Here is a 23,375-nt window from a genome sequence, read left to right as displayed (position 1 = left end):
ACATAACTGACCTATAGTTGAATAGTGCCTTTCTAGACCTTCAATAATCGCTGAATAATATAAACCTCATTGTGCTAACTGGGAACGATAGTTCAATTCTAAAGGCTGCCGGATAAATCGGCTTCATTATGCTAACGGGCAGGATAGTTCAATCATTTCGCAGAATACTTCGAGTATGAATTTTTCGAAGTTCGTACATAAGACGTTATCTGAGTCCAAATGCTGATTAAAGAAAGGCGAATAACATGAAATTTCGAGGAACACAAACAATAATTATCTGGTCAATTATTAATATTGCAGTAATTATTGTGAGCCTTATCTATTTAAACAGGGCAAGCTCCATAATTTTTATGAGTGTACTAATATACGCTTTTATATATTTTTTCTCATATGATGTTGAAATTAAAGAATCAAAAATTATAGTGAGGACTTTCTTCATTAGGAGACAAATTTATGATATTAATGAGTTAAAGTTTATTCATGCAATAACAATCAGAAAGGCTGGTTACATTTATATTCAGATTGGAAAGTCATACGCAGAAGAATTCTATATATTGGTTTTCAAGAATAACTCCAAGATAAAAGTAAATGCTTTTTTGAAATATAAAGGAACAAGTTTGGGGCGTTACTTAAAGAAACAATATCATATTCCATTTAAAGAATTTGAAGAGACTAAATACATTTACGGTAATCCGTAGGTTATTCAAGATGTGGACCTCCTTCAAATAACAGCATATTCACGCATCGGGTCCAGTCGGCATAGTTCATTCAGCTAACTGGGAACGTTTGTTCAATAAAGAAGCGAAGGCAGCCGATCGGAAATGAAGTGACCCCAAAAAGTTAGACATATATGTTTAGGCTCATATTATAGGAGGGCGTCGGCATGGACAAGAATTCTGTTTTTAAAACAAACGTTATAGGCGCTGGCGAGGTTGGCAGCGCCATCTCAGTCGACATGGACAAGAATTCTGTTTATAAAACAAACAGCTTCTATTGGGATACTAAAGGAAATGACTTCTTAGGAGCAATCTCACTTCCTTTATATGGAGCATTTGTCTCAGAAGAAAAATGCCATCTTTTTGGCGATGTCTCAGGGAAAAAGATGCTGGAGATAGGCTGTGGAAACGGTCAATCCTTGCAGTACCAGGGGGAACGCAAAGCATCTGAACTATGGGCTATGGATATATCAGAAAAACAAATCGAAAAGGCATCGCAACATTTGAAGGCATGTGGTCTTTCAGCAAAACTGATCTGTTCTCCCATGGAAGAAGAATGTGGCATACCCGTGGATTATTTTGACTTTGTTTATTCGATTTATGCCATCGGCTGGACCACCGACCTTGAGGGTACTTTTTGCCGGATCGCTTCTTATCTTAAAAAAGACGGTGTATTTATTTTCAGGTCTCACCCTATACACAAATGTGTTGTCGCAGAAAATGATAGGCTTGCTTTTAAAAAAAATTATTTCGATGAATCTTGGTATTCGGTATCTCTTGATGAAGGTGCGCTAACATTATCGGACCGTAAACTATCAACCTATGTGAATGCGTTGGCAAAAGCGGGACTTGTAATTGAACAAATGATTGAGCAATCTGATGATGAAATTATCTCGAGGGACGATAACAGCGAGTTTTCAAAAAAAGCAAAGATGCTTCCTGTAACTTTTGTTGTCAAAGCAAGAAAACTATAGTATCCGTTAGCGCATGATGCAAGCAATAATCGTATTGTAGGGCTTGATAAATATGCATAATCGATTGAACTAACTGGGATCGTTTCTTGAATAAGCACCAGGTAGCGAGGCTACCAACAGATGAATGGTAGCCTTCGTTATATTAACGGAGATGCTGTGAAAGAAGAACAGACTAAATCAGTCATGTTGTTAACTGTTGAATAGATGAGGAGAGATAAAGTGAACTATCGAGACTATGAACGATTGAAACAAGCAAGCGTTGGTATCTGAGGGAATATTTTGTTTATGAGATACGTACAGGTTTCGCGGAAATCTGAATCGTTTGAATAAAGGCAGAATAATAATGCTTTTATAGGTGGCAAAATCCAAAGCTGGAGATGTGTTTATAGCGCCTACAAAGGTCTTGTAGACAAAAGATTTTTTATCAGAATAGGATCTTAAACGGAGATATGTTTAACAATATATGACTGTGGAATGACTGTAATTTGTCATAAAGCCGGCAGACTAGCATAACAACACCACTTGCCGATTGGGCCTTCTGTTCAGATAAGGGGCAGGATTGTTCAACGAAGTTGACAATCGGGAGCATCAGCATTAATATATGCTATAGCATATAGATGGGAGAACATCTTAGTTTACGGGAGGGCTACTATGGATTTATTTGATCTTACCGGATTCCTTATCCATCGAACCGATATGAAACTAACAAATTACTTCATCAGAAAACTGAAACCCTATGAAGTCACGCCAGAACAGTGGGGAATCATCAGCGTTCTTGATTGCGATCGAGCAATGACACAGAAGGAAGTTGCCGAAGCGATAGACAGAGATCAAAGCACGGTTGTCAGGATGATTTCTTCGCTCGAAAAAAAAGGTATGGTAAAGCGACTGCAAAACAACGACGACAAACGTTCCCATAACCTGTTTCTCAGCGCCAAAGGCATGCAGCATAAAACGAGCCTTTTACCTGTGGTAAAGGAAGCACATGATTTTTTGACCCGTAATTTAAGTCAGGATGAACTTGCGCTGCTTCACGAAACGCTTCATAAACTCTATCTTAACGTAAAGGGAGAATAGTGCTCCATGTTTTATACATGCTATAGCATGTAGTTTTACAATACCTAATTATCCGAGAAAGAGAGTGATTCCAATCGTCACGTTAATTATTATTTTTCAAGCTGTGTTGGGGATATTCTTTATGTTCACAGGCACTACAATTATAACTGGAAAAATGGCAAATGAGTTCAAAAAACTTGGCCTCCCGTCTATATTTAATTTGTTAACCGGCTTGATTGAGATTGTGGGGGCGATTGGAATGATTGCGGGATATTGGTTCCCGATCACAGCTATATTATCAGGATTAATGTTGGGCTCGACAATGCTGGTTGCCGCCTTTATGTTGATTGTGATTGCGAGAGATCCGTTTAAGAAAACACTTCCGGCAATCCTATTGAGTTTATTGTCTTTTGCTACTGCAATTTACATGCTATAGCAAGTAAATGCTCTCGATAGTCAAGATTCACAGGCATATGGAATGGCTATCACGCATACCGGAAAGATAGCTAGCTACGGTATTTAATTGGCTTCATTTGTTCAAATAACGGTTAGCGCAGCCATGAGTGTAATTTACATCAGTATCTACTGTAGATTCAACGTCTGGAGTTCTTGAGTGCCCCGTGTCGTCTACAGCATTACGAGCAAGACACCGGAGACGATCGAATGGAAGTAATGAAAGAAACTCCGAAAACCCACTACATTCAAGGGTTTTCGGAGTTCTTTATAGAGTCAACCCTGCACAGGACTGGTTCATTGGGGATAGAGATAGCTCGAGCAGATGGAGTAACCTTCGGAAGACCTCGGCTAGAAATTGATGGATTGTTTATAACAGCTTATCAAGAGTGGAAAGGGGGGCAAATTACTGCAACAGAGGCAATGAGGAGAAGTGGAATGAAAAAGCCTACATTTTATAGACGTGTCAAGGAGTATGAAACTTCTCAATGAGATTGTGAACGAGTTAATATACTACCTGTATAACTGTACAGGTAGTATATTAACTCGTTAGCCAAATTCTCGGATAAGGCATGGTATTATTACTCTCTTAAAGTGAGAATCATTATCAAAAAGGTCTGAGAAGATGTATTGGAAGATATGCCCAAGTAAAGTAAGATGAGATATGAGAACAACTATAGCATAACTATAATGATTGGGGGAGTGAGGGTTGGATTCTCTTGTTTTAGAGCTACAGAGAGAAGCGTACAATGCTTCTAGTTCTATTTCATCATTGCTGCGGAAAGCGTATGTTGTTGCAAAAAAGCTAAAGATTGTTGACATAGAAAATTGGCTAAACTACGAATTAAACGGGTATCCCGAGAAAGGTATTGAGATTCCTGACTATCGTTATATAACAGGTGAAATACAGGGTTGGAATCCTTACCATGGTTGGATACCAGTAACTTTTGAAAATCCGAAAGAGGTTGCGCTTATCTCAAAAAGAAAAGTTGTGCAGCCAATAACAGAAATAGAAGTTCTGTCAAAGGATGAAAGTTCAGTACTATCAATGTCGTTGCCGGCAGAACTGGTAAGTCGGTTATCTAGGGCAAATGGTGGGTTAATTACGAAATTTCACTTGTCTTTTAGTATTACTCAAGCTATAAAAATGATAGAAACTGTTAGGAATATTGTACTTGACTGGGCACTTAAGTTAGAAGATGATGGCGTTTTGGGCGAAGGAATGAGCTTTACTCAGGAGGAGAAACAAGTGGTGAACGAAAAACATTATAATGTAAATCACTTTTATAATGTTCAAAACTTACAGTTCCAACAACAATCAAACAATTCAACTCAGCAAATGAACCACCAGCACGTTGGTGGTTCAATTAACGACCTTAAGTCACTTCATGAGATACTTCAACAATTAAAAAGAGATATATTTCAATTGAATCAAGAAGACCGTGAAGAAGCCCAAGCTGAGATTGCAACAATTGAGGCGCAGGCAACTTCCCAGAAGCCAAAATCAGTCATTCTTAGAGAATCAGTTTCAACGTTGAGAAAAATAGTCGAAGGAGCTGGTGGTAAATTAGCGGCAGATTACTTACCCAAATTAGTTCATTTTCTTTCAAGTTTATAGCGATGATCCCGAATCCAGATGATCTAAACTTGAAACTTGCTGGCTGACGCAAACCGATCGCTCCACCGAACACAGAAAATTGGAAGCAGTGGTTTAAGAAGGGCGAAACAAAAAACAAGCGCTCTGGTGATCAGGATCGCTTGTTTCTCTATTTGGAGATGCTGAAGTATGAATATATAGGTCTCGTCTTCGTAATTGGCTTAGTCGAATCCGGCTTCGACAAAATCACGTCGATCTGTTCATTACATCCTATGAAGGTAAGGTGCTGACTGCTTGATTATCAGTGGTGGAAAGCAAGCGCTCAATGAAGTTAATTACTCAACTTTCGCAGCTTAAATTATCGAACAAACCCTTGATGTACAAGGGCAAATCGGCTATCCACTGCTGGAGTTGACACAACACCGTTTGTTTGCCATCTTTGCTCGTTGCTCCAGCCAAAGTTAAGAAAAACGTCATCAGTTGTTGCAGAGCAGTCTGGCAGTCCAGGTCACGAACTTCATCCGCATACAAGAAAAATAGTCCACCGAGTGTACGCGGATCTCCGGTCTGCCGTCGCTCAAATTCCATCGCCAAGTAGCGGCTAAACACGACGGTTGTATGGCTGATCATCATATCGAAGGAACGGCCTTGAAACTCGGTTCCTAGTTTCAAGTAACTTTTGGTTACTTTAAAGAACGTCTCAATGCTCTACCGCATGCCATAAATGCGAACAATCTCGTTCGGTTCTAAAGCAAGATCCGTACTGAGAATGGCCAGCCATTCTCGCCGCTTGTTCCGGTTTTGAACAAAGACGAGTTTAACAGACATGCCGCATGAAGTCCGGACAAGGACAGAACTCCAAATGGACGTTTGCTTGTTCTTCGGCAGACTTCTGTAAAGTTCATTCAGCGTCAGACGTTTTCCTTCGTACACATAGCGCTGCTTCATTTCCTTGACCATGCCAATCGCGGCCAGTCCTTCTTTTACAAGTCCGCGAATGAGTGGCATCTGAGTAAACCAGCTGTCCATCAATACGTAATCCGCATGGAAGCCAGCTTGCAACGCGCGCCGAATCAAGTCGAGGGCGGCGTAAGGCTTACGCGTAAGCGCCTCGACGCGTCGCTTATACCCGTGGCAACGCTTCGTGATCGTTGTCGTCATCTCGTTTAGGGCGATTCACAAGTTTCGCTGACGAGAGCATAACAAAGTCGATCGGAGCAAAGCTGAAGCCGTCGGACCAGCCAAGCGTTAGCAGCGTGTAGCCTTTGGTAAATCGACCTGTGGTATGGTCGAATACTCTGGCAAGCAGTTCTGCTTTCTTACTGCGATTGCGCTGCAGCGTGGAGTCGTCGATGATAAACACTTTAACACGCTTGGCTGACGTAAGTGAGGCAAACTGCCGAACCACCGTCAAACTAAGCGAATGAAGAAAAGAGCGCCAAGCAAAGCCGGGATGATTCAAGAAGCGGTAGACGACATCTTTGCCTGGTAACGAGCTACCACGGTTGCTTTCCAGCAGTCGAAACCAATTCTTCCCCTCAAAAACAAGCGAGAATAGCAGCTGAAAGACAAGACTTGTGAATCCTGGCCTCTCGAAGCAGTTTACCGATTTTCAGTGCATGGAAAACAGACGAAAAACGAGACTGGTCAGACAGGGAACGATGGTGTACCATAGATTTACACACCTTTCTTTGTTTGCATGGTTGCTAGACACTTCCATGATACCAAACGAAGAAGGTGTTTTTTGTCAAGTGAAGGAAAAAATAGGATCTATCCCTACAGCCGCAAGGCATCCAAGCTAATTTGCAGCTGCGAAAGTTGAGTCAATAATAAAACCATACCCAGAGCGTTGCCGATTATTCATTTTCCGAAACTTGTTAATATCATCATCTTTAATATATGTCAGCACTTCAGAATAAGTAAGTTTGCTAAATGAAGAAGCCATTTGTTTAAAGATAAATTTAGGAAACAGGTTGCTCATCAATCCGATTAGCTTCCATGAATATTGCTCCAATGAAGGAGAGAACAATATTTGAGCCACCTTGTATGCTTTATCCTTAGAGGTGAACCATTCTTTCGATACCGCAGCTTGAAGCGTAAGACTTCTTACACGCTCAGGATAATGCGAAGAAAAATAAATTCCACTTGGTCCGCCAGCAGAAATCGGTATTTTAATATTTCCAGCTAATTGCTTAATAATTTCCATAACGGCGGCTCGGTTTAGTTTGTTTTCGCCGGCAGATAGAGCATTAAGTGTTCCATGGGCAAGTGCTAATGGTATCCTGCAAAACTCAAGGACCGGACCCGGCTTAAGTTTTGAAATGTACACATCACCAAAAGCAAGATTACGGCGGGTATATAAGAACATCTCCTTCGGTCCCCAATCATCGGGGAAGAAGTTAACACCCCGGGCCAGATCTTCTGTGCGATTACGAAGAATATTAACTGCCTGTAAACCGCGGCCGAAGCCAACAGATTCGATCGGATCTGTTTTGGTATCGTCGAACCAGAACCATATCTCCGAAAGTAATTCACTTACTGCACCTGCGACGCAATATGTGTAACTGTCCAGGTCTTCCTCAGTGTGGAGAGTCAGCTCTTCCGCGTACGGCTTCTTGTACATATAGACGGCCCGCCGGAGCGCGATGCACTCGCAGTCGTCCCGACGGTGACGGTGGGCGCGCTGTCCGAACTGTACGGGCTACTGCAGGACTTTAAAAAACTATCGTCATATTTGGCGACGATGGTTTAAAGGCATATATTGCTTATAGGTTTTTGATGGGATGTATTGCGTCTCGTTGGTTTTGATTTGAATTGTCTGTTACGCTTCCACTTCTTAATAGTTGTTGCTGCATCGCCGCCAATCCTTGATGCAGGATTCGAACCAATCGGTGCTACAATTTCCCCGCCTTCAGTAAAATCAAAAAGCATTCGGCCGCCGATTGGGCCTGCCGCTCCACGTCAGAGCCGTTCAAGGTGCGGAGGCCATGCAAGACCTCCGTGAATAGTCCAGTCCGCAGCAGTGAGAAGAAGACATTCGCCGCGCGCGGGTAGTCCACCGGCTTCCAGTCCTCTCTAGTGGCCAGTTTCTCCACGTACTCGCGGAAAACGCGATTCCGGCCATCGACGACTTCCTCACGGTACATCCGCCCGATCTCCGGGAAACAGTGCGCATCTTGTGTGACGACCCGATACAGCGCAAGCTGCGTTTCGGACAGCGCATGATTTAGATACCGTATGCCCGCCGCGGTCAACACCGCAAGTGCGGGCTTTACTGCCTCCTCGCCGGACGTTCCCGTAATCATCCCGGTCCCATCGCCTCCCATGAAAGGCAACTCAGATTCCGAAAGATTGGTTTCACTGCAAGCTGCTTGAATGACTGTGTCGAACAGCTCATCCTTGTTTTCGAAATGACGATACACCGTTTTGACCGAAACACCAGCTGTTGCAGAAATCCGATCCATCGACGTTCGTGCATAGCCATTCTCCAAAAATTCCTTGATAGCCGCGGCCACGATCGCCTCCCGCTTACGCTGCATGAGCGCGGCTTTCGGATTGTCGGACGCCCAGCTTCGCAAAACGAACCCCTCCTAATCAAATGAACAAACTTATTTTCTCCATCTTAAACGGATTCCGTCATCTTGACAAACAAAACGACAACGCATATTGTTATATCCATAACAACAACGATCGTTGTTGTTAATTACATCGGATTTTCGTCCGATTCCGGAGAGGACTGTTCATATGTCATCCATTCTTTCTCAACCTCTTGTTTTGCCTTCAGGAGCCTTACTTGCGAACCGTCTCGCCAAGGCATCACTGAGCGAGGGCTTGGCCGACACGGCCAATAACGCCACACCGCGCATGGCGGCTCTCTATTCGCGATGGGCTAGGAGTGGAGCGGGACTGCTGCTGTCGGGCAATGTGCAAGTCGACCGCCTGCATCTCGAGCGTCCTTCCAACATCGTCCTGGACGAACGCAGCGACCTCGCGGCGCTTGCTGTTGTCTCGAAGGCTGGTACAGCGGGTGGCGCGCACTTCTGGCTGCAGCTTAGCCATACCGGAAGGCAGGTGTCCGATCTCTTCAATCCTGCGCCGCTGGCGCCGTCTCGCGTTACGCTTGTGCCACCGCGTGTGCTTGGTCTTTCGTTCGCCCCGCCAAAACCCATGACGGAAGCGGACATCGAGCACGCGATCGGCCAATTTGCCAACGCGGCTCGATTGACGCGGGAAGCCGGCTTTACGGGTGTTCATCTGCATGCGGCACACGGCTATCTATTCACCCAGTTCCTCAGCCCGCTGACCAATCACCGCACCGACCGCTGGGGCGGCTCCCTACCCAATCGCGCACGGTTCCTGCTGCGTGTCATCGAAGCGGTCCGAGAAGCAACCGGTCGTGATTTTCCCATCGGTATCAAACTGAATTCGTCCGATTTCCAAAAAGGCGGCTTCACCCACGCAGAATGCATCGAGCTGGTCAAAATCCTGAATGGCACCGGCCTGGACCTGCTCGAGCTGTCCGGCGGCACGCTTGAGCAACCGAAGATGATCGGAGTGACTTTGGCTGAAGAAGAGGATGCTCGCAGCGACAGCACGATCAAACGCGAAGCCTTCTTCGTCGAATACGCCGCCGAGATTCGCGCCGTCGCCAATATGCCGGTGATGGTCACGGGCAACTTCCGGACCCGCGCGGGCATGATTCAGTCGCTGGAGAACGGCGATCTGGACGTCGTCGGCCTTGGGCGGCCGGTGATTGCCGATCCACGTTCGCCCGCTAAGTTGCTCGCGGGCGAACTTGAAGCCGTGCCAACTCCGGAGCGCGCGATAGATGCTCCCTATGACAATCCCTGGTTCAGCATGCAGTTAGAACGATTGGCGGACGGGCTCGATCCGGATTTGTCGTTATCCGGGGAACAAGCAGCTGCGGACTTCAAGGCCATCGAGCAGCGTAATTACGCCGCTTTGTTAAACCGTCAGGTTTGACCGGCGGCCGGTTGATTCACTAGTCCCGGCGGATCTGAAAGCCATAATGGTTCCAAGCCCACCGAGTGCGCTTTATCAAGTAACCGACGTTTATTTTCGTTCCCCACGATTCCTGTATCAAATCTTGATCCGTATAGAAGCGAAGCGTATGCGGAGAAATATGAAATTTTTTTGTAACTTGTGTTATGGATAAAACATCATTCTACGGACACCCTTCCAATATAACTAAGATTAAAGAACCTTAAGGTGAGTGAAAATGGCAAACAAAACGTGGTTTATCACCGGGAGTTCTCGGGGATTAGGACGTGAGATAGCACTTGCAGCGCTGAAGAAAGGTGATTCCGTAGTGGCCACGGCCCGCGAACCTTCTTCATTGGGAGACCTATTATCCCACTACGGCAAAAAAGTGTTGCCGATTAAATTAGATGTATCTAACAATAATGAAGTCCGTGCAGCGGTAGAGGAAGCCTTCAAATATTTTGGCCAGATCGATGTTCTTGTTAACAATGCCGGGTATGCGAATTTGGCATCTATTGAAGATATAAGTATTTCTGATTTTCAAGATCAAGTGGCTACAAATTTCTTTGGTGTTGTATATACAATGAAAGCTGTGCTGCCCTTTATGCGAGATCAACAAAGAGGCTCGATCATTAACATTTCATCCATTGGTGGACGTTTCGGCAATGCAGGTTTGAGCGCTTATCAAAGTTCAAAATTTGCAGTAAATGGTTTTACGGAAGTGTTAGCTCAGGAAGTTTCCTCTTTTGGAATTAAAGTGACAACGTTGGAGCCCGGAGGCATTGCAACCGATTGGGCAGGATCATCTATGAATATTCCGCCGATTAGTGAACCGTATCAGCCGATCATCGGGGGTACAGCCAAGCTACTGCGCAATATAAATTCTGCTGCGCCTGAAGAAAGAATTGGACGTTTAAGCGATCCTGCCAAAGTAGCGGGAGTCGTGATTCAGTTAGCAGAAATGCCCGAGCCTCCCCTGCACTTATTAATGGGGTCAAGCGCCTTTAAAATAGCGCAAGAAGGTGCAAAAAAACTGGCGGAATCCGATAAACGATTTGAAGAATTGACTAAATCGACTGATTACACAGATTAAGTTACACGAGTCATCGACAGCTATATTGGTGATCAGATAAGAGGTCGCCATTACACCTATCGGAGAACGTTTGTTTAATAAATAGATTAGTTTCACCGGGATTTCGGTAATCGCTGGGGTGGTTTGTACCATAAACCCCGAGCGCTTCGATAACATGGGATCGAGCCCAGGCGGAATTCCAGAAGCAGTTCGGCGAGAAGCATGCAGCATCCATGTGGCAAATGATGGACGAGTTTTAACTTTGATATGAAATGATCTGCCAGGTCATCAATACGGGTTTGACGCGCGTAATTATTCAAATGGGGAGCACAGATCGCATATTAACTCTGCTTCAACGGTGCACGGTTCGAGCGCATTGGCGGTTATAGACACCAATATACCGGCAAAGATAAGTATGGATTGATATTTTTTATTACAAACTTTTCTGCCACCGCGCGATCAACAAATATACGAGCGAAACTATTATAGTTTTTACATTAGGAGGCATTCGCTTTCATGTCATTTGTTGCAATCGCCGGTGAAATCGAACGATAGAATTAGGAGGAAATACATGGATGCGAATAAAGGATTTCAGTTTACGCCTCAGGCACCGATTTCTTCAGGCTTCGGGCCGCAATCGACGGCGCAGGAAGCGCTTGGGGGCCGCGACCTGACCGGTAAGACCGCCATCGTAACGGGCGGGTACTCCGGACTTGGCCTGGAGACCGTCCGCGTTATGGCGGAGGCTGGTGCGACTGTTATCGTACCCGCACGTTCGTCAGATAAAGCGCGGGCATCGCTGGCGAACATCCCACGTGTGGAGCTGGAGGAACTGGATCTGATGGACCCCGTTTCGATCGACGGGTTCGCACAGCGATTTCTCGATTCGGGACGGCCGCTTGATATTCTCGTCAATTGCGCCGGCATTATGGCTGCGCCGCTCGTACGCGACGCACGCGGTTATGAATCCCATTTTGCGACGAATCACCTGGGACACTTTCAACTGACCGCACGGCTATGGCCGGCTTTGAAACAGGCGGGGGGAGCCCGAGTCGTTTCGGTATCTTCCGCGGCGCTTTTCTTCGCAGGTGTAGACTTCGACGATCCGAACTACAAGCGGAGAGCATACGATAAGTGGCAGGCGTACGGCCAATCCAAAAGCGCCAACGCGCTGTTTGCCGTTGCGTTGGACAAGAAGGGTCAGGCGCATGGTATTCGTGCCTTCTCCGTCCATCCCGGCAAAATCGTAACGGACCTATCTCGATTTCTTTCGGATGATGAAATGCGGGCCGCAGGCGCTCTCGACGAGCAGGGACGCCGTATTGTCGATCCGTCCTACAAGTCCGTCCCCCAAGGGGCGGCTACGATTATCTGGTGTGCGACAAATACGCAGCTGGACGATATGGGCGGGGTTTACTGCGAGGATGTCGATATTGCGTCGGCGGTTCCGGCAGACGCTCCGATGGGCTGGGGAGCACCGCCTTGGGCCGTCGACTCCGGCTTGGCGGAACGGCTGTGGCAGCTCAGCGAACAGCTGACCGGCGTAACGTTCCCACTCTAATGCGGGTTCGGATTACCATCCGTTGATGCCGCATTCGGCAAAGATTGAAGCATATTTGGGATAAAAACTGTGGGAATCTGTGCTAACCAAAAAGAGGTGATTGCAATGCAACAAAGCCGTATGATTTCAGACAAGGACTGGCAACGGTCCAAGCGTTACGCGATCACGGTGCCGGGTAAGCACTTCGTGCAGGAGGACTCTGGGCCGCGTATTGGAGCGGCTGTCGCCCACTGGCTGAAAAGCATAAGCTGAAAGCCGGAACGCCGGTTTTTACGCAGGCGAACGGCATGCCGGCGCAGTTCGCGGCGAACGGGCTTGCGAAGACCGTCCGGGCGGAGTTACACTGAGTTAGACGTGTTGGACAAAGGAGCGATTAAAACGTGCCGCAATTAACGGTTGAAAGGGTTCAGAAGTTTTCTGGTCGTGCGTGGCGTTTGGTGAAGTTTGGCGACCCAAAGGAAGCGATCGAGCTTCGGGAGATGACCTGGGGTGCGCCATCGCCTGGACAGGTGCTGATTCGGGTGCGGACTGCGGGGGCGGGGTTCCCTGACGTGATGATGGCGGCGGGCCAGTTCCCGCTGCTCGGTGATCCTCCCTTCGGACTCGGTGAGGAGGCTGCGGGCGAAATCGTTGCCGTACCGCCGGGCTCGCGGTTCGCGGTCGGCGAACAGGTGATGGGCATCACCGAATTCCTGGAGGGATGGGGCGGGTACGCCGAGTACGCGTACGTGCGTGAAGGGTCAGCCATCCGTATTCCGGCTGCTATGACGGACGAGCAGGCAGGCGGCTTCCCGATCGGTTTCCGTACGGCGTACGCGGGCCTCGTCGAGCGCGCCCCGGTCGAGGCCGGGCAGACGTTGCTCGTCTTAGGTGCTGCGGGCAGCAGTGGCTCCACCGCCCTGCAGCTCGGCAAGGCGCTGGGCGCGACGGTGATCGCGGTGGCGGGAAGTCAGGAGAAGTTGGAGTTCTGCACGAGCCACGGTGCGGACCATGTCGTGAATTACCGCACGGACGATTTGACGGCCCGGATTGCCGAGATCACGGACGGACGTGGCGTCGATCTGATCTACGATCCTGTTGGTGGTGAAACGGCGGCCACGGCGCTTAAGAGCATCGCGCGCAACGGGCGTATCGCCCTCATCGGCCTCGCGAGCGGAACTCCCGTTCCTCTCGACTCGATGGACATGCTGCTGCGGAACTACACAGCGGTCGGTGTGCTTGCGACCCCCGGCAGCCCGGAAGCCGAGGCCACTATATGGGGTCGCCTGGCAGAACTGGCTGAACAAGGGGCGATCACCACACCTGTGGGCAAGGTTTACGAGTTCCAAGACGTGCCGCAGATGATCGCCGAACAGACAGCCCCAGGGGCAGGCAAGTCAGTCGTCCGGGTCGCATCGAAGTAAGGGGTCTGACCCAGGGTCCTTGAGCGGGCCCGGCCGGCTTCTTCGATTAGCTGTCGGTTCGGGCCCGGTGCAAGTCAACCGCCCGGTCATTGAGGTGATCAGTGACCAGGTCATATGAGCTTCACTACGAAAGGCCCTCCCGGTATCTCTTCGCCAAGCGCCGGGAGGGCCATGTAGCGCGCTGGGGCGCTGTGCCGCGGTTCAAGAGGATCCGGCGGGAAACATCTTCTCAACAGGTAGGTGCATGATGTGGAGCCCGACGTATCCTCATCGGGTGTCTAAAGGCGTCGGGCACGGTGCCCACGACAGCAAAACCGAGCGACTCGTAGTCGCCCGGAAGCCGGACCCACCGGCCCACTGGATGGTGTACTCGACCAGCGCTCGCCCACGCCGCACCCTGAATGCACTGGGTCGACCATGTAACTGGCGCTGGCCGTCGTGCGATTGATCCGGCCGCCATGGCCCGTGTCAGCGCCGCTTTGGTGGAGGAGCTGGCTCATATATGCGAGTGCGGGACAGACAATTTTAATTGTTTTCACGTATCGTCCGTATTCGCGGGCGGCAGTGATTACTTATTTTTATGAGAGCACAAACCAATTTTTAAAATATAATTGTGCGCGGCCAATAATAAATGGGCCGCGCATTTTTTTATTACTCAACTTTCGCAGCTTAAATTATCGAACAAACCCTTGATGTACAAGGGTAAATCGGCTATCCACTGCTGGAGTTGACACCATACCGTTTGTTTGCCATCTTTGCTCGTTGCTCCAGCCAAAGTTAAGAAAAACGTCATCAGTTGTTGGAGAGCAGTCTGGTAGTCCAGATCACGAACTTCATCCGCATACAAGAAAAATAGTCCACCAAGTGTACGCGGATCTCCGGTCTGCCGTCGCTCAAATTCCATCGCCAAGTAGCGGCTAAACACGACGGTTGTATGGCTGATCAGCATATCGAAGGAACGGCCTTGAAACTCGGTTCCTAGTTTCAAGTAGCTTTTGGTTACTTTAAAGAACGTCTCAATGCTCCACCGCATGCCATAAATGCGAACAATCTCGTTCGGCTCTAAAGCAAGATCCGTACTGAGAATGGCCAGCCATTCTCGCCGCTTGTTCCGGTTTTGAACAAAGACGAGTTTAACAGACATGCCGCATGAAGTCCGGACAAGGACAGAACTCCAAATGGACGTTTGCTTGTTCTTCGGCAGACTTCTGTAAAGTTCATTCAGCGTCAGACGTTTTCCTTCGTACACATAGCGCTGCTTCATTTCCTTGACCATGCCAATCGCGGCCAGTCCTTCTTTTACAAGTCCGCGAATGAGTGGCATCTGAGTAAACCAGCTGTCCATCAGTACGTAATCCGCATGGAAGCCAGCTTGCAACGCGCGCCGAATCAAGTCGAGGGCGGCGTAAGGCTTACGCGTAAGCGCCTCGACGCGTCGCTTATACCCGTGGCAACGCTTCGTGATCGTTGTCGTCATCTCGTTTAGGGCGATTCACAAGTTTCGCTGACGAGAGCATAACAAAGTCGATCGGAGCAAAGCTGAAGCCGTCGGACCAGCCAAGCGTTAGCAGCGTGTAGCCTTTGGTAAATCGACCTGTGGTATGGTCGAATACTCTGGCAAGCAGTTCTGCTTTCTTACTGCGATTGCGCTGCAGCGTGGAGTCGTCGATGATAAACACTTTAACACGCTTGGCTGACGTAAGTGAGGCAAACTGCCGAACCACCGTCAAACTAAGCGAATGAAGAAAAGAGCGCCAAGCAAAGCCGGGATGATTCAAGAAGCGGTAGACGACATCTTTGCCTGGTAACGAGCTACCACGGTTGCTTTCCAGCAGTCGAAACCAATTCTTCCCCTCAAAAACAAGCGAGAATAGCAGCTGAAAGACAAGACTTGTGAATCCTGGCCTCTCGAAGCAGTTTACCGATTTTCAGCGCATGGAAAACAGACGAAAAACGAGACTGGTCAGACAGGGAACGATGGTGTACCATGGATTTACACACCTTTCTTTGTTTGCATGGTTGCTAGTCACTTCCATGATACCAAACAAAGAAGGTGTTTTTTTGTCAAGAGAAGGATGAAAATACGCTCTATCCTTACAGCCGCAAGGTATTCAAGCTCATTCGTAGCTGCGAAAGTTGAGTTAATTAATAAGGATGTATTAGTTTTTCTATCTAAAGAATTAATACCCTGTTGAATCTGTTCCCAGGTGTGATCGAGGGCGCCTTAGAGGTCTGCCAGCGCTTATCGGAGACCCATCGCTTGTTTATTGTGACGAACGGGATCACCCACACGCAGATAAAACGATTGAAGCAGTCAGATGCCTGTACGAATTTTTTGAGGATATTTTCGATTCGCAGAGCATCGGCTTTCAAAAGCCGTCACCGGATTTTTTCGATTATGTGACGAGCCGAATCAAGGATTTTAATCGAACGGAAGCGCTGATCATCGGGGACTCGCTGAATACGGATATTAAAGGCGGCATTCAAGCCGGCATAGATACCTGCTGGGTGAACGGGGGGGCGCAAATAAGTCCGCCGGAAATTCGGAGCACCTACACGATCACAAGCTTAGTAGAATTATTCGATATCTGCCTTCCCTTAATGTAAGCATGGTTGATCTTTGGGCCCTTCGATTGGAGACGGGCTATTTTAGCGAATACATTTTTCCAAATTGAACATAATATCGTTACATTTCGCGTTAAGAAAGGGAAATTCGGGTGATGTTCAATAACGAAATTTTCCGTCAGGCGATTAAATCCGTCGATTTTCTTCAATTTCACCCAGTTGATGAGAGTAAACCTCTTCAAATCAGTTATTACAGCTGCCTGGTAGACGCGGAGAAAGTCAATCAGTACCTGCTTCCCGGGATACAAGAAAATATCGATAGACTGGGGCAGTTAAGCGATATCAAAGGATTCATCCCCTTCGATGAGGTGACGGTGATTGCCGATACGGTAGAAGTCGTGGACAAGCTGATGAAGGGCTATGTGATCATTCAGTTCGAGGGCGACGACCTGCATTATCTATTGGTGAATGTTAATCATGCTTCCATGGGTCATCGTAAGAGCAATGAGACCGAGAATGAATTTAGCGTGATTGGCCCCAAGGTAGGCTTTGTCGAGAACATCGAGGTCAACATTCATTTAATGCGCCAGCAAATTAACACGCCTGCGTTGATCCTTGAACAAATAACCGTTGGTGCCTTGTCCAACACTAAAGTGGTGCTTGCCTATATCGATGGAGTCACGAATCCCAGACATATTGAAACGATGCGTCAGCGTCTTCAAGCCATTGATTTCGATGTCGTGTTCGATAGCTCTCAGCTGACGCAAATTATTGCGGATCATACCAAGACGCCTTTCCCGCTTCTCGTAACGACGGAAAGAGTCGATCGTGTCATCTTTGCTATTCTTTCGGGTCAGGTGGCTGTGTTGTCGGACGGTTCGCCTTACGCAATAACAGCTCCGTCGACACTGCTGGACTTTTTTGTCTCGGCCGAGGATTATTATCTTCCCTGGATTTTGGCATCCTTTTTTCGCGTGATCCGGATTATGGGCGTGATTTTCTCGATCATTGCGTCGCCCCTTTATGTTTCCATACTCACCTACCATTTTGAAGTCATCCCCGAGAGCTTGCTGCAACCTCTCATTAATTCACGCATTCATGTTCCGTTTCCGCCTGTAATGGAGGTCATCTTCTTGGAAATTACGATTGAGCTCTTACGAGAAGCAGGTGCCCGGTTGCCTTCAAAGATCGGTCAGACGTTGGGCATTGTAGGCGGTATTGTAATCGGTCAAGCGTCGGTTCAAGCCGCGTTCACCAGCAATATTTTACTCATCATCGTGGCCCTGTCGGCACTCGCCTCCTTCACGACACCCATCTTTAATATGGCGAACACCATTCGTCTCCTACGATTCCCTTTTATCCTGCTTGCGGCTTTCTGGGGAGGACTCGGACTGATTGTTGGTCTTGTTGTACTCTTAGGGCACTTAATGAGGCTAAAATCGCTCGGGATGCCTTATCTGGTTCCTTTTTTTCCTTTTCGGACGGGGCATACTGCAGACAGCTTTATCCGGTTATCTTACAAGCATACGGCAAATCGAAGCCAGTTCTTAAAGCCACTTTCGAAGAAACGGTACACGCCTGACAAGGAGAGTATTGAAAATGATTAACGTCGAGCGGATGCGCCGGATTGCTTATTCAGCACTGTTTGTTCTAACTCTGACGGGCTGCAGCAGCCAACGGATCGTGGATGATAATTATCTTCTAACGGTACTCGGACTCGACAAAAGTAACGCCGGGTATAAAGAAACCGGGCTTTATTCCGATTTTAACCTTGGGGGCAGAACTGAGCTCCTGCAGGGTATTGCTGCGAAACCCTCTCTTCTCATAGACGAACTGGACAATCAATCCTCGCTGCCCGTCATGATCACCAAGCTGAAGCTGTTGATTATTAACAAACAATTAGCGGAAGAAGGCTTGGCTCCCTTTATTGAATCCATTTGCAGGGATCCCTTGATCAGCCATTACCTCATTGTCGCAGTATCGGACGGCTCGACTTCATCCATGCTGGAGAGCTTGGTGGATGTAAAAAGCGAAAGTCTGCCGTATCGTACGGTCGAGCACAATATGCGTTCGGGGAGAACTCCGGATTCCAATTTGCACAATTTATTGTTTGATTATTACGGGGAAGGAAGAGATCCGTCGGTTCCGTATTTAAAGTTAAATGACAATGGAAAAATTGAAATAACCGGCCATGCCATATTCAAGGATGACCGCTTGAAATTAACGATTAATCAGGAAGAAATAGCGCTCTATAAGATGCTTCAAGGCCGCCTTGTACGAGGGAGCATGCCATTTGCCATCAATAAAGGGCAGAACGAAGGGACGGCCGTGTTCAACAGTCTTAGCGGCAAGAAATCCAGAATGCTGTCGAAAGCTTCATCGGGCTTCAAAGTTACCTACAACCTTACATTGAATGGCATGGTTAAGGATTATCCGAAATGGATAGAATTAAAAAAATCCGGGGATCCCGAGTTATTGACGCAGCAATTGGAGAAGCAGCTGCGCAGCAAGCTCTTAGCGCTGCTCGATAAATTCGTGAAAAACAAAGTGGACCCTCTCGGAATCGGGGATTTTATTAGAGCGCATCAACGCAAGGCTTGGCAGGAAAAGCAGTTTTACGAAGTCGAATATCCAAGCCTCGTATTTGACGTTCACGTGAAGATTCATCTTATCAAATCCGGCATTGTAGAATAGCAGGCAGCGGGGGTATCCGTGAGTAAACAAGTGAGTGAAAACCTGACCGTTACTTCCTTTTATCTATGGTTCCTCCTTCATGGGACGCAGACGGGAATTGCCATGTTGAATTTTCCGGGCAAAATCATCCTTGGCGCCGAACGGGATGCATGGGTGTCGATATTGATTACAGGTGCAAGTATTCATTTGATTGTTTGGATGATTTTCTATGTGCTGGACCATTCGGAGCATGGGGACATCATTTCGCTGCACCGGCAGTTATTTGGAAAATGGCTCGGAAATGTCCTGACTTTGGGATTCTACGGGTACATCCTCTTGTTTATATCGACGGAAGTCCGTTCGTATGTAGAAGTGCTGCATGTCTGGGTGTTTCAATGGTCGCCTTCCTGGGAGCTGACGCTTATCATTCTACTTACGTCCATCTATATCGTTGCCGGAGGATTCCGAGTCATCACCGGTATTTGCTTCTGGTGCGTGATGATCCCGTCCATAATGTTGATCACGCTATATTTTCCCATGAAATATGCCCATTGGATGAGTTTCCTGCCTTTATTGACGCATGATGCCTCCGACTACGTTAAATCTGCTCCGCGTGCGGTGCCTTTATTTCTGGGCGCTGAATTTTTGCTGCTTTACTATCCTTATATCAAGAATAATAAGAAAGCGCAGAAATGGGCGCATCTTGCGGCAGCGCATACAACCTCGCTTTATTTGTTTTTTGCCTGCGTGGTGTTTACTTATTTCAATATCGAAGAGCTGAAGCATACGATATGGCCTACGCTGATTTTATCGAAAATTATTCGCTTTCCGTTCTTTGAACGATTCGATTACCTGTATGTGTTTAACTGGTTTCTCATTATTTTGCCCCGGATCTGCATCGCCTTGTGGGGAGGGACGCAAATCCTGCGAAAAACAGTCAAACTTAAAGCAAGACCTGCGCTATGGCTAACCAGCATCCTTTTATTCGTTGTTATCGTGCAATTGAAAGGTCCAATGACGATCGACCGATTGGACGCGCTGCTGTCCGTATCCGGAACGATTTTGCTGTACGGGTATATTCCCCTGCTGGTGATATGGGTCAGCATTATTCGCATGTTCAAGAGAAGCAAGCTTTCGGCAAGAATCGAAAGCGAGTGAGAAAGTGTGGCAGTTTTGATTTTGTCTGTTGTCGGGTGACAAGAACATTACCGCATAAAAAGCTGCGTATATCGCAGCTTTTTTATTTTTTGACATCAAGTTCTTGTCACAATCAAATGACAAGAACTTGATGTCATTCCCGACTTTTACAAGAACCTGATGTCATTCCCGACGGAGCAGGTTCCAAGCATGCTTTGTTAAACTCCCTCGGTACGATGCAGTTTCCTCACGAATACTCGCTTATTCGCAGGATTTCTCCAATGGATGAATCGTGATTCGGAAAGAAGAAGGGATGTACCGTCAAATTCGGCAACCGAAGCGCATGCGGGATATTTATGGGATCAAGTTCTTGTCAAAACCAGATGACAAGAACTTGATCCCATTTCCGTAATTCCTCGTAACGCAACCTAGCCTTTAGGCTGTGCCTGAATCTTGCGGGCGACCCGCTGACCGAGCCCGGCATCTGCTTGGGTGAGGTAGCCGAGTACGAACGTTTGCGTGCCGGGAGAGACAGTAGCCAGATTGGCACCCAGGTTATCGACGAGATGCTCCTGCTGAATTGGCGGAAGCGCCCTATAATACTGACCAGCCTGCATAAAATCATCCTGCTTCGGGATATCGGATCGCGTCAGGCGTCCTTCAACAAATCTCCCGTTGCCGCTGGTGATCTGCGAGTCAGGCGTCCAGTTCAACTGATGATTAATCGGAATGCTACGGAAATCCGGTCCAAGCCGCCGCCGCTGCGAATCCGTGTAAATATTGGCGCGGCCTTGCAGCATTTTATCGTCGGATAGTTCAGCGCCTTCCAGCAGGTTGGATGGGGAGAACGCGAGTTTCTCCACTTGCTCCTTATAATTGCTCGGATTGCGGTTCAAGACCAGCTTCCCGACCGGGAGCAGCGGGTACTGCCGTTCATCCCACAGCTTCGTATCGTCTAACGGATCATAAGGGAGGGCGACCTCGTCTTGGGGGTTCATCAGCTGCACGTAGAGCCCGTATTCAATCGTCTTGCCGGCGTGCAGCGTGTCATACAAGTCTTGCGCGGCATAATCCGGATTCTCACCTGCGAGCCGGGCCGCTTCACTGCTGTCAATATACTGCGTGCCGGCGAGAGGCAGCCAATGATATTTGACGTAGCTTCGGAAACCTTGCGCGTTGACCCAGACGTATGTATTGACGCTGTGGCCCGGAATATGGCGCAGACTCTTGGCCGTGCCCGCGTCGGAGAAGAGCCAGAGGATAAGATGGGTCGCTTCCGGCGCCCGGGCGATGAAGTTCCAGAAAATTTCCGGGTTAATGAGGTTGTTGACGGGCGACGGAGAGAGCGCTTTAACCGCTTCCGGGAAACGGACGGCGTCCCTGACTAGGAACACGGGGATATGATTGAAGACCAGATCGAACACGCCATGATCCGTATAGAACTTTGTGGCGAAGCCACGTATGTTTCGGGACGTATCCGGCGTGCCTTTGTTGCTGACGGCCAGCGAAAATCTCACCGTGACAGGGACTTGCTGTCCCGGCTGCTGCAGAAAACAAAGCTTCGTGTGCGCTGACATGGCATGCGTCGTCTGAAAGAAGCCGAACGCGCCGCAGCCTTTGACGTGCACGGGCCTTTCCAGCAAGGTCGAATGCACGAATGTCTCCAGCGTTTCATGCAGCTGGCTGTCCTGTTCGAGGACGGGGCCTCGTTCGCCGACCATTTGCGAGTGCTGGGCAGGCGGAGTCTGGCCCGGCCTGTTATCCGGGCGATGGTCATTATTCTCGTTCATCCCTCTACCTCCTTTGGGTATATAGAAAGGTATGAGGAGGGATGCTTTTGCATGATTGAAGAACGACAGAAATATTGTTCTTGTCATCCGACAGAAACTCACAAAAATATGCCCAATTGGCAGCGTTTTTTATTTAAATCGAGGAGGGAACAAGAAAAGTATCGAGGGGTAACGATATATGTTCTTGTCCTTTAACGATATATGTTCTTGTCATCTGTAAACCTGTCGGGTGACAAGAACATTATCTCATTAAAGGCCGCGAAAAACGCGGCTTTTTGTATTTATGGGATCAAGTTCTTGTCAAAACCAAATGACAAGAACTTGATCCCATTACCGAAATTGACAAGAACTTGATCTCATTCCCGACAATAGGCTGGGAAATTAAATAATAAAGGCGCAAACAGACCCAACTGACGGCACTTCGTTGAACTAACGGGCAGATTAGTGGAGGAATTTTCCTTTCCTTAGTCGAATACGACTTATGTCAAATTCCAATAAGAAGGGCTGGGTTAGATATGAGTATTATTCTAAATAAAGCTGGCGCGATATTTATACCTGTAAGTAACATAATCAGTGCACGTGCGTGGTACTGTTCCATTCTTAATCTGGAACCCAACTATGAAATAATCGCAGGTCATTTATGCTGTATACCGTTCGATAATAATGGATTAAACCTTGTTCTCGACAGCCGAATATACAACGAGGAATCCCTCTACAAAAACCCCTCATTCCATTTCAATACTGACGACATACATAAGGCATATGACTACTTAAAAGAACGTAATGTTGAACTTGTGACCGAAATAGAGCATGGACAGTGGTTTAACTTTAAAGACCCTGATGGGAACGTATTGATGATTTGTCATTGTTAGAATAGCAATCGTCTATTGCGCTAACGGGTACGATAGCGGAATAATTAGAATAGGAGTGATTGTACTGAATACAACGGATTTAATCAAATTCATGGATGAAAAAAATCCTTTCGAGGAAGCAAAGAAGGGTTTTTGGAACTGGATAAATTCTTGGAAAAAGGATGACCAAGAAGATTATTTTGTGCTATTCGGAGACGAGGATATCTCCTTAATTGAGCTAACAAGAGAGCGAATTGCACTTGTAATCAATTGTCGTTATGATACGCCCGTTGAGTTCGTACAAACCACATTAAACGTGATTTATAAAGAAGGCCTTATTGCTCAGTATCACTATATGCAGAATTTTCATGGCGAAGCGTTAGATGACGTCCTACGTTTCGAAAAATCATTACTCACGAGAAAAGATTAAGCTAACGGAGAACGTTAGTTCAAGTCTTCTTGGAGCAGTTTGCCCGGCGGCAGCTGCTCCATTTTCATTAACCTAAACATTCCTGTTAAGGCTAAG

20 protein-coding genes and 2 pseudogenes are annotated in these 23,375 nt (G+C 47.4%); 16 read left to right on the top strand and 6 right to left on the bottom strand.

What is annotated here, in order from left to right; all coding sequences use genetic code 11:
* Window positions 1–245 precede the first annotated feature (245 nt).
* The 6 genes from KXU80_RS07715 to KXU80_RS07685 all read left to right on the top strand — a co-directional run bounded on the left by KXU80_RS07715 (window position 246) and on the right by KXU80_RS07685 (window position 4,817).
* Window positions 246–698: a hypothetical protein gene (locus KXU80_RS07715; RefSeq protein ID WP_219837641.1), complete on the top strand. Its 453-nt coding sequence runs from the start codon at window positions 246–248 to the stop codon at window positions 696–698.
* Window positions 699–883: 185 nt separating this feature from the next.
* Window positions 884–1,690 carry a class I SAM-dependent methyltransferase gene (locus tag KXU80_RS07710; protein WP_219837640.1) on the top strand — a complete coding sequence of 269 codons (807 nt, stop codon included), beginning with the start codon at window positions 884–886 and terminating at the stop codon, window positions 1,688–1,690.
* 651 nt (window positions 1,691–2,341) lie between these two features.
* A complete protein-coding gene (locus KXU80_RS07705) occupies window positions 2,342–2,767 on the top strand; it encodes a MarR family winged helix-turn-helix transcriptional regulator (protein WP_219837639.1) in 426 nt (141 codons plus the stop codon).
* Between the two features lie 64 nt (window positions 2,768–2,831).
* Window positions 2,832–3,182, top strand: a complete 351-nt coding sequence (locus KXU80_RS07700) for a DoxX family protein (RefSeq protein ID WP_219837638.1) — start codon at window positions 2,832–2,834, stop codon at window positions 3,180–3,182.
* A gap of 227 nt (window positions 3,183–3,409) precedes the next feature.
* Entirely contained in the window at window positions 3,410–3,691 is a 282-nt protein-coding gene (locus KXU80_RS07690; protein WP_219837637.1) for a hypothetical protein, read from the top strand.
* Window positions 3,692–3,908: 217 nt separating this feature from the next.
* The gene (locus KXU80_RS07685; protein WP_219837636.1) at window positions 3,909–4,817 is read left to right on the top strand and encodes an AbiTii domain-containing protein; all 909 of its coding nucleotides are present in this window, start codon (window positions 3,909–3,911) and stop codon (window positions 4,815–4,817) included.
* A 318-nt stretch (window positions 4,818–5,135) separates the two neighbouring features.
* Here the strand turns inward: KXU80_RS07685 and KXU80_RS07680 are convergent.
* The 3 genes and pseudogenes from KXU80_RS07680 to KXU80_RS07670 all read right to left on the bottom strand — a co-directional run bounded on the left by KXU80_RS07680 (window position 5,136) and on the right by KXU80_RS07670 (window position 8,374).
* A pseudogene (locus KXU80_RS07680) lies at window positions 5,136–6,469 on the bottom strand (transposase).
* A gap of 125 nt (window positions 6,470–6,594) precedes the next feature.
* Window positions 6,595–7,419, bottom strand: coding sequence for a squalene/phytoene synthase family protein (locus tag KXU80_RS27930; protein ID WP_258171312.1), 825 nt, complete (start codon window positions 7,417–7,419; stop codon window positions 6,595–6,597).
* Between the two features lie 271 nt (window positions 7,420–7,690).
* Window positions 7,691–8,374, bottom strand: a complete 684-nt coding sequence (locus KXU80_RS07670; RefSeq protein ID WP_219837635.1) for a TetR/AcrR family transcriptional regulator — start codon at window positions 8,372–8,374, stop codon at window positions 7,691–7,693.
* 166 nt (window positions 8,375–8,540) lie between these two features.
* Between KXU80_RS07670 and KXU80_RS07665 the strand changes: the two genes are divergently transcribed.
* Window positions 8,541–9,779, top strand: coding sequence for an NADH:flavin oxidoreductase/NADH oxidase family protein (locus KXU80_RS07665; protein WP_219837634.1), 1,239 nt, complete (start codon window positions 8,541–8,543; stop codon window positions 9,777–9,779).
* A gap of 19 nt (window positions 9,780–9,798) precedes the next feature.
* Here the strand turns inward: KXU80_RS07665 and KXU80_RS28410 are convergent, their stop codons facing one another.
* A complete protein-coding gene (locus KXU80_RS28410) occupies window positions 9,799–9,939 on the bottom strand; it encodes a hypothetical protein (protein WP_374987781.1) in 141 nt (46 codons plus the stop codon).
* A gap of 96 nt (window positions 9,940–10,035) precedes the next feature.
* Between KXU80_RS28410 and KXU80_RS07655 the strand changes: the two genes are divergently transcribed.
* The 3 genes from KXU80_RS07655 to KXU80_RS07645 all read left to right on the top strand — a co-directional run bounded on the left by KXU80_RS07655 (window position 10,036) and on the right by KXU80_RS07645 (window position 13,833).
* Window positions 10,036–10,890 carry an SDR family NAD(P)-dependent oxidoreductase gene (locus tag KXU80_RS07655; protein WP_219837633.1) on the top strand — a complete coding sequence of 285 codons (855 nt, stop codon included), beginning with the start codon at window positions 10,036–10,038 and terminating at the stop codon, window positions 10,888–10,890.
* A gap of 550 nt (window positions 10,891–11,440) precedes the next feature.
* Window positions 11,441–12,430 carry an oxidoreductase gene (locus KXU80_RS07650; protein WP_219837632.1) on the top strand — a complete coding sequence of 330 codons (990 nt, stop codon included), beginning with the start codon at window positions 11,441–11,443 and terminating at the stop codon, window positions 12,428–12,430.
* 380 nt (window positions 12,431–12,810) lie between these two features.
* Window positions 12,811–13,833, top strand: coding sequence for a quinone oxidoreductase family protein (locus KXU80_RS07645; protein WP_219837631.1), 1,023 nt, complete (start codon window positions 12,811–12,813; stop codon window positions 13,831–13,833).
* A 655-nt stretch (window positions 13,834–14,488) separates the two neighbouring features.
* Here KXU80_RS07645 and KXU80_RS07640 read toward each other — a convergent pair.
* Window positions 14,489–15,822: pseudogene (locus KXU80_RS07640) on the bottom strand (transposase).
* A 243-nt stretch (window positions 15,823–16,065) separates the two neighbouring features.
* Here KXU80_RS07640 and KXU80_RS27925 point away from each other — a divergent pair.
* From KXU80_RS27925 to KXU80_RS07620, 4 genes are all read left to right on the top strand, one after another.
* Window positions 16,066–16,440, top strand: a complete 375-nt coding sequence (locus tag KXU80_RS27925) for an HAD-IA family hydrolase (protein WP_308858297.1) — start codon at window positions 16,066–16,068, stop codon at window positions 16,438–16,440.
* A 113-nt stretch (window positions 16,441–16,553) separates the two neighbouring features.
* Entirely contained in the window at window positions 16,554–18,005 is a 1,452-nt protein-coding gene (locus tag KXU80_RS07630) for a spore germination protein (RefSeq protein ID WP_219837630.1), read from the top strand.
* Window positions 17,998–19,092, top strand: a complete 1,095-nt coding sequence (locus tag KXU80_RS07625; RefSeq protein WP_219837629.1) for a Ger(x)C family spore germination protein — start codon at window positions 17,998–18,000, stop codon at window positions 19,090–19,092. The genes KXU80_RS07630 and KXU80_RS07625 overlap by 8 nt, the downstream gene beginning before the upstream one ends.
* An 18-nt stretch (window positions 19,093–19,110) precedes the next feature.
* Entirely contained in the window at window positions 19,111–20,229 is a 1,119-nt protein-coding gene (locus KXU80_RS07620) for a GerAB/ArcD/ProY family transporter (protein ID WP_219837628.1), read from the top strand.
* Window positions 20,230–20,636: 407 nt separating this feature from the next.
* On the opposite strand, the gene KXU80_RS07615 is transcribed toward KXU80_RS07620, so the two are convergent.
* Window positions 20,637–21,998, bottom strand: coding sequence for a catalase (locus KXU80_RS07615; protein ID WP_219837627.1), 1,362 nt, complete (start codon window positions 21,996–21,998; stop codon window positions 20,637–20,639).
* 515 nt (window positions 21,999–22,513) lie between these two features.
* On the opposite strand from KXU80_RS07615, the gene KXU80_RS07610 reads away from it, so the two are divergent.
* The gene (locus KXU80_RS07610) at window positions 22,514–22,870 is read left to right on the top strand and encodes a VOC family protein (RefSeq protein WP_219837626.1); all 357 of its coding nucleotides are present in this window, start codon (window positions 22,514–22,516) and stop codon (window positions 22,868–22,870) included.
* A 91-nt stretch (window positions 22,871–22,961) separates the two neighbouring features.
* Window positions 22,962–23,279: a hypothetical protein gene (locus KXU80_RS07605; protein ID WP_219837625.1), complete on the top strand. Its 318-nt coding sequence runs from the start codon at window positions 22,962–22,964 to the stop codon at window positions 23,277–23,279.
* Window positions 23,280–23,375 lie beyond the last annotated feature (96 nt).

Origin of the sequence: Paenibacillus sp. R14(2021), from assembly GCF_019431355.1 — a bacterium.
In the GTDB taxonomy this organism is placed as follows: Bacteria; Bacillota; Bacilli; order Paenibacillales; family Paenibacillaceae; genus Paenibacillus_Z.
Note: the sequence above shows the minus strand (reverse complement) of the source record. Positions and strands in the feature narration are given on the sequence as shown.

Coding starts and splice junctions, on each gene's coding strand:
- KXU80_RS07715 (WP_219837641.1), top strand. CDS start 246: ATGAAATTTCGAGGAACACAAACAATAATTATCTGGTCAATTATTAAT.
- KXU80_RS07710 (WP_219837640.1), top strand. CDS start 884: ATGGACAAGAATTCTGTTTTTAAAACAAACGTTATAGGCGCTGGCGAG.
- KXU80_RS07705 (WP_219837639.1), top strand. CDS start 2,342: ATGGATTTATTTGATCTTACCGGATTCCTTATCCATCGAACCGATATG.
- KXU80_RS07650 (WP_219837632.1), top strand. CDS start 11,441: ATGGATGCGAATAAAGGATTTCAGTTTACGCCTCAGGCACCGATTTCT.
- KXU80_RS07615 (WP_219837627.1), bottom strand. CDS start 21,998: ATGAACGAGAATAATGACCATCGCCCGGATAACAGGCCGGGCCAGACT.
- KXU80_RS07665 (WP_219837634.1), top strand. CDS start 8,541: ATGTCATCCATTCTTTCTCAACCTCTTGTTTTGCCTTCAGGAGCCTTA.
- KXU80_RS07690 (WP_219837637.1), top strand. CDS start 3,410: ATGGAAGTAATGAAAGAAACTCCGAAAACCCACTACATTCAAGGGTTT.
- KXU80_RS07630 (WP_219837630.1), top strand. CDS start 16,554: ATGTTCAATAACGAAATTTTCCGTCAGGCGATTAAATCCGTCGATTTT.
- KXU80_RS07655 (WP_219837633.1), top strand. CDS start 10,036: ATGGCAAACAAAACGTGGTTTATCACCGGGAGTTCTCGGGGATTAGGA.
- KXU80_RS27930 (WP_258171312.1), bottom strand. CDS start 7,419: ATGTACAAGAAGCCGTACGCGGAAGAGCTGACTCTCCACACTGAGGAA.
- KXU80_RS07605 (WP_219837625.1), top strand. CDS start 22,962: ATGGATGAAAAAAATCCTTTCGAGGAAGCAAAGAAGGGTTTTTGGAAC.
- KXU80_RS07610 (WP_219837626.1), top strand. CDS start 22,514: ATGAGTATTATTCTAAATAAAGCTGGCGCGATATTTATACCTGTAAGT.
- KXU80_RS07625 (WP_219837629.1), top strand. CDS start 17,998: ATGATTAACGTCGAGCGGATGCGCCGGATTGCTTATTCAGCACTGTTT.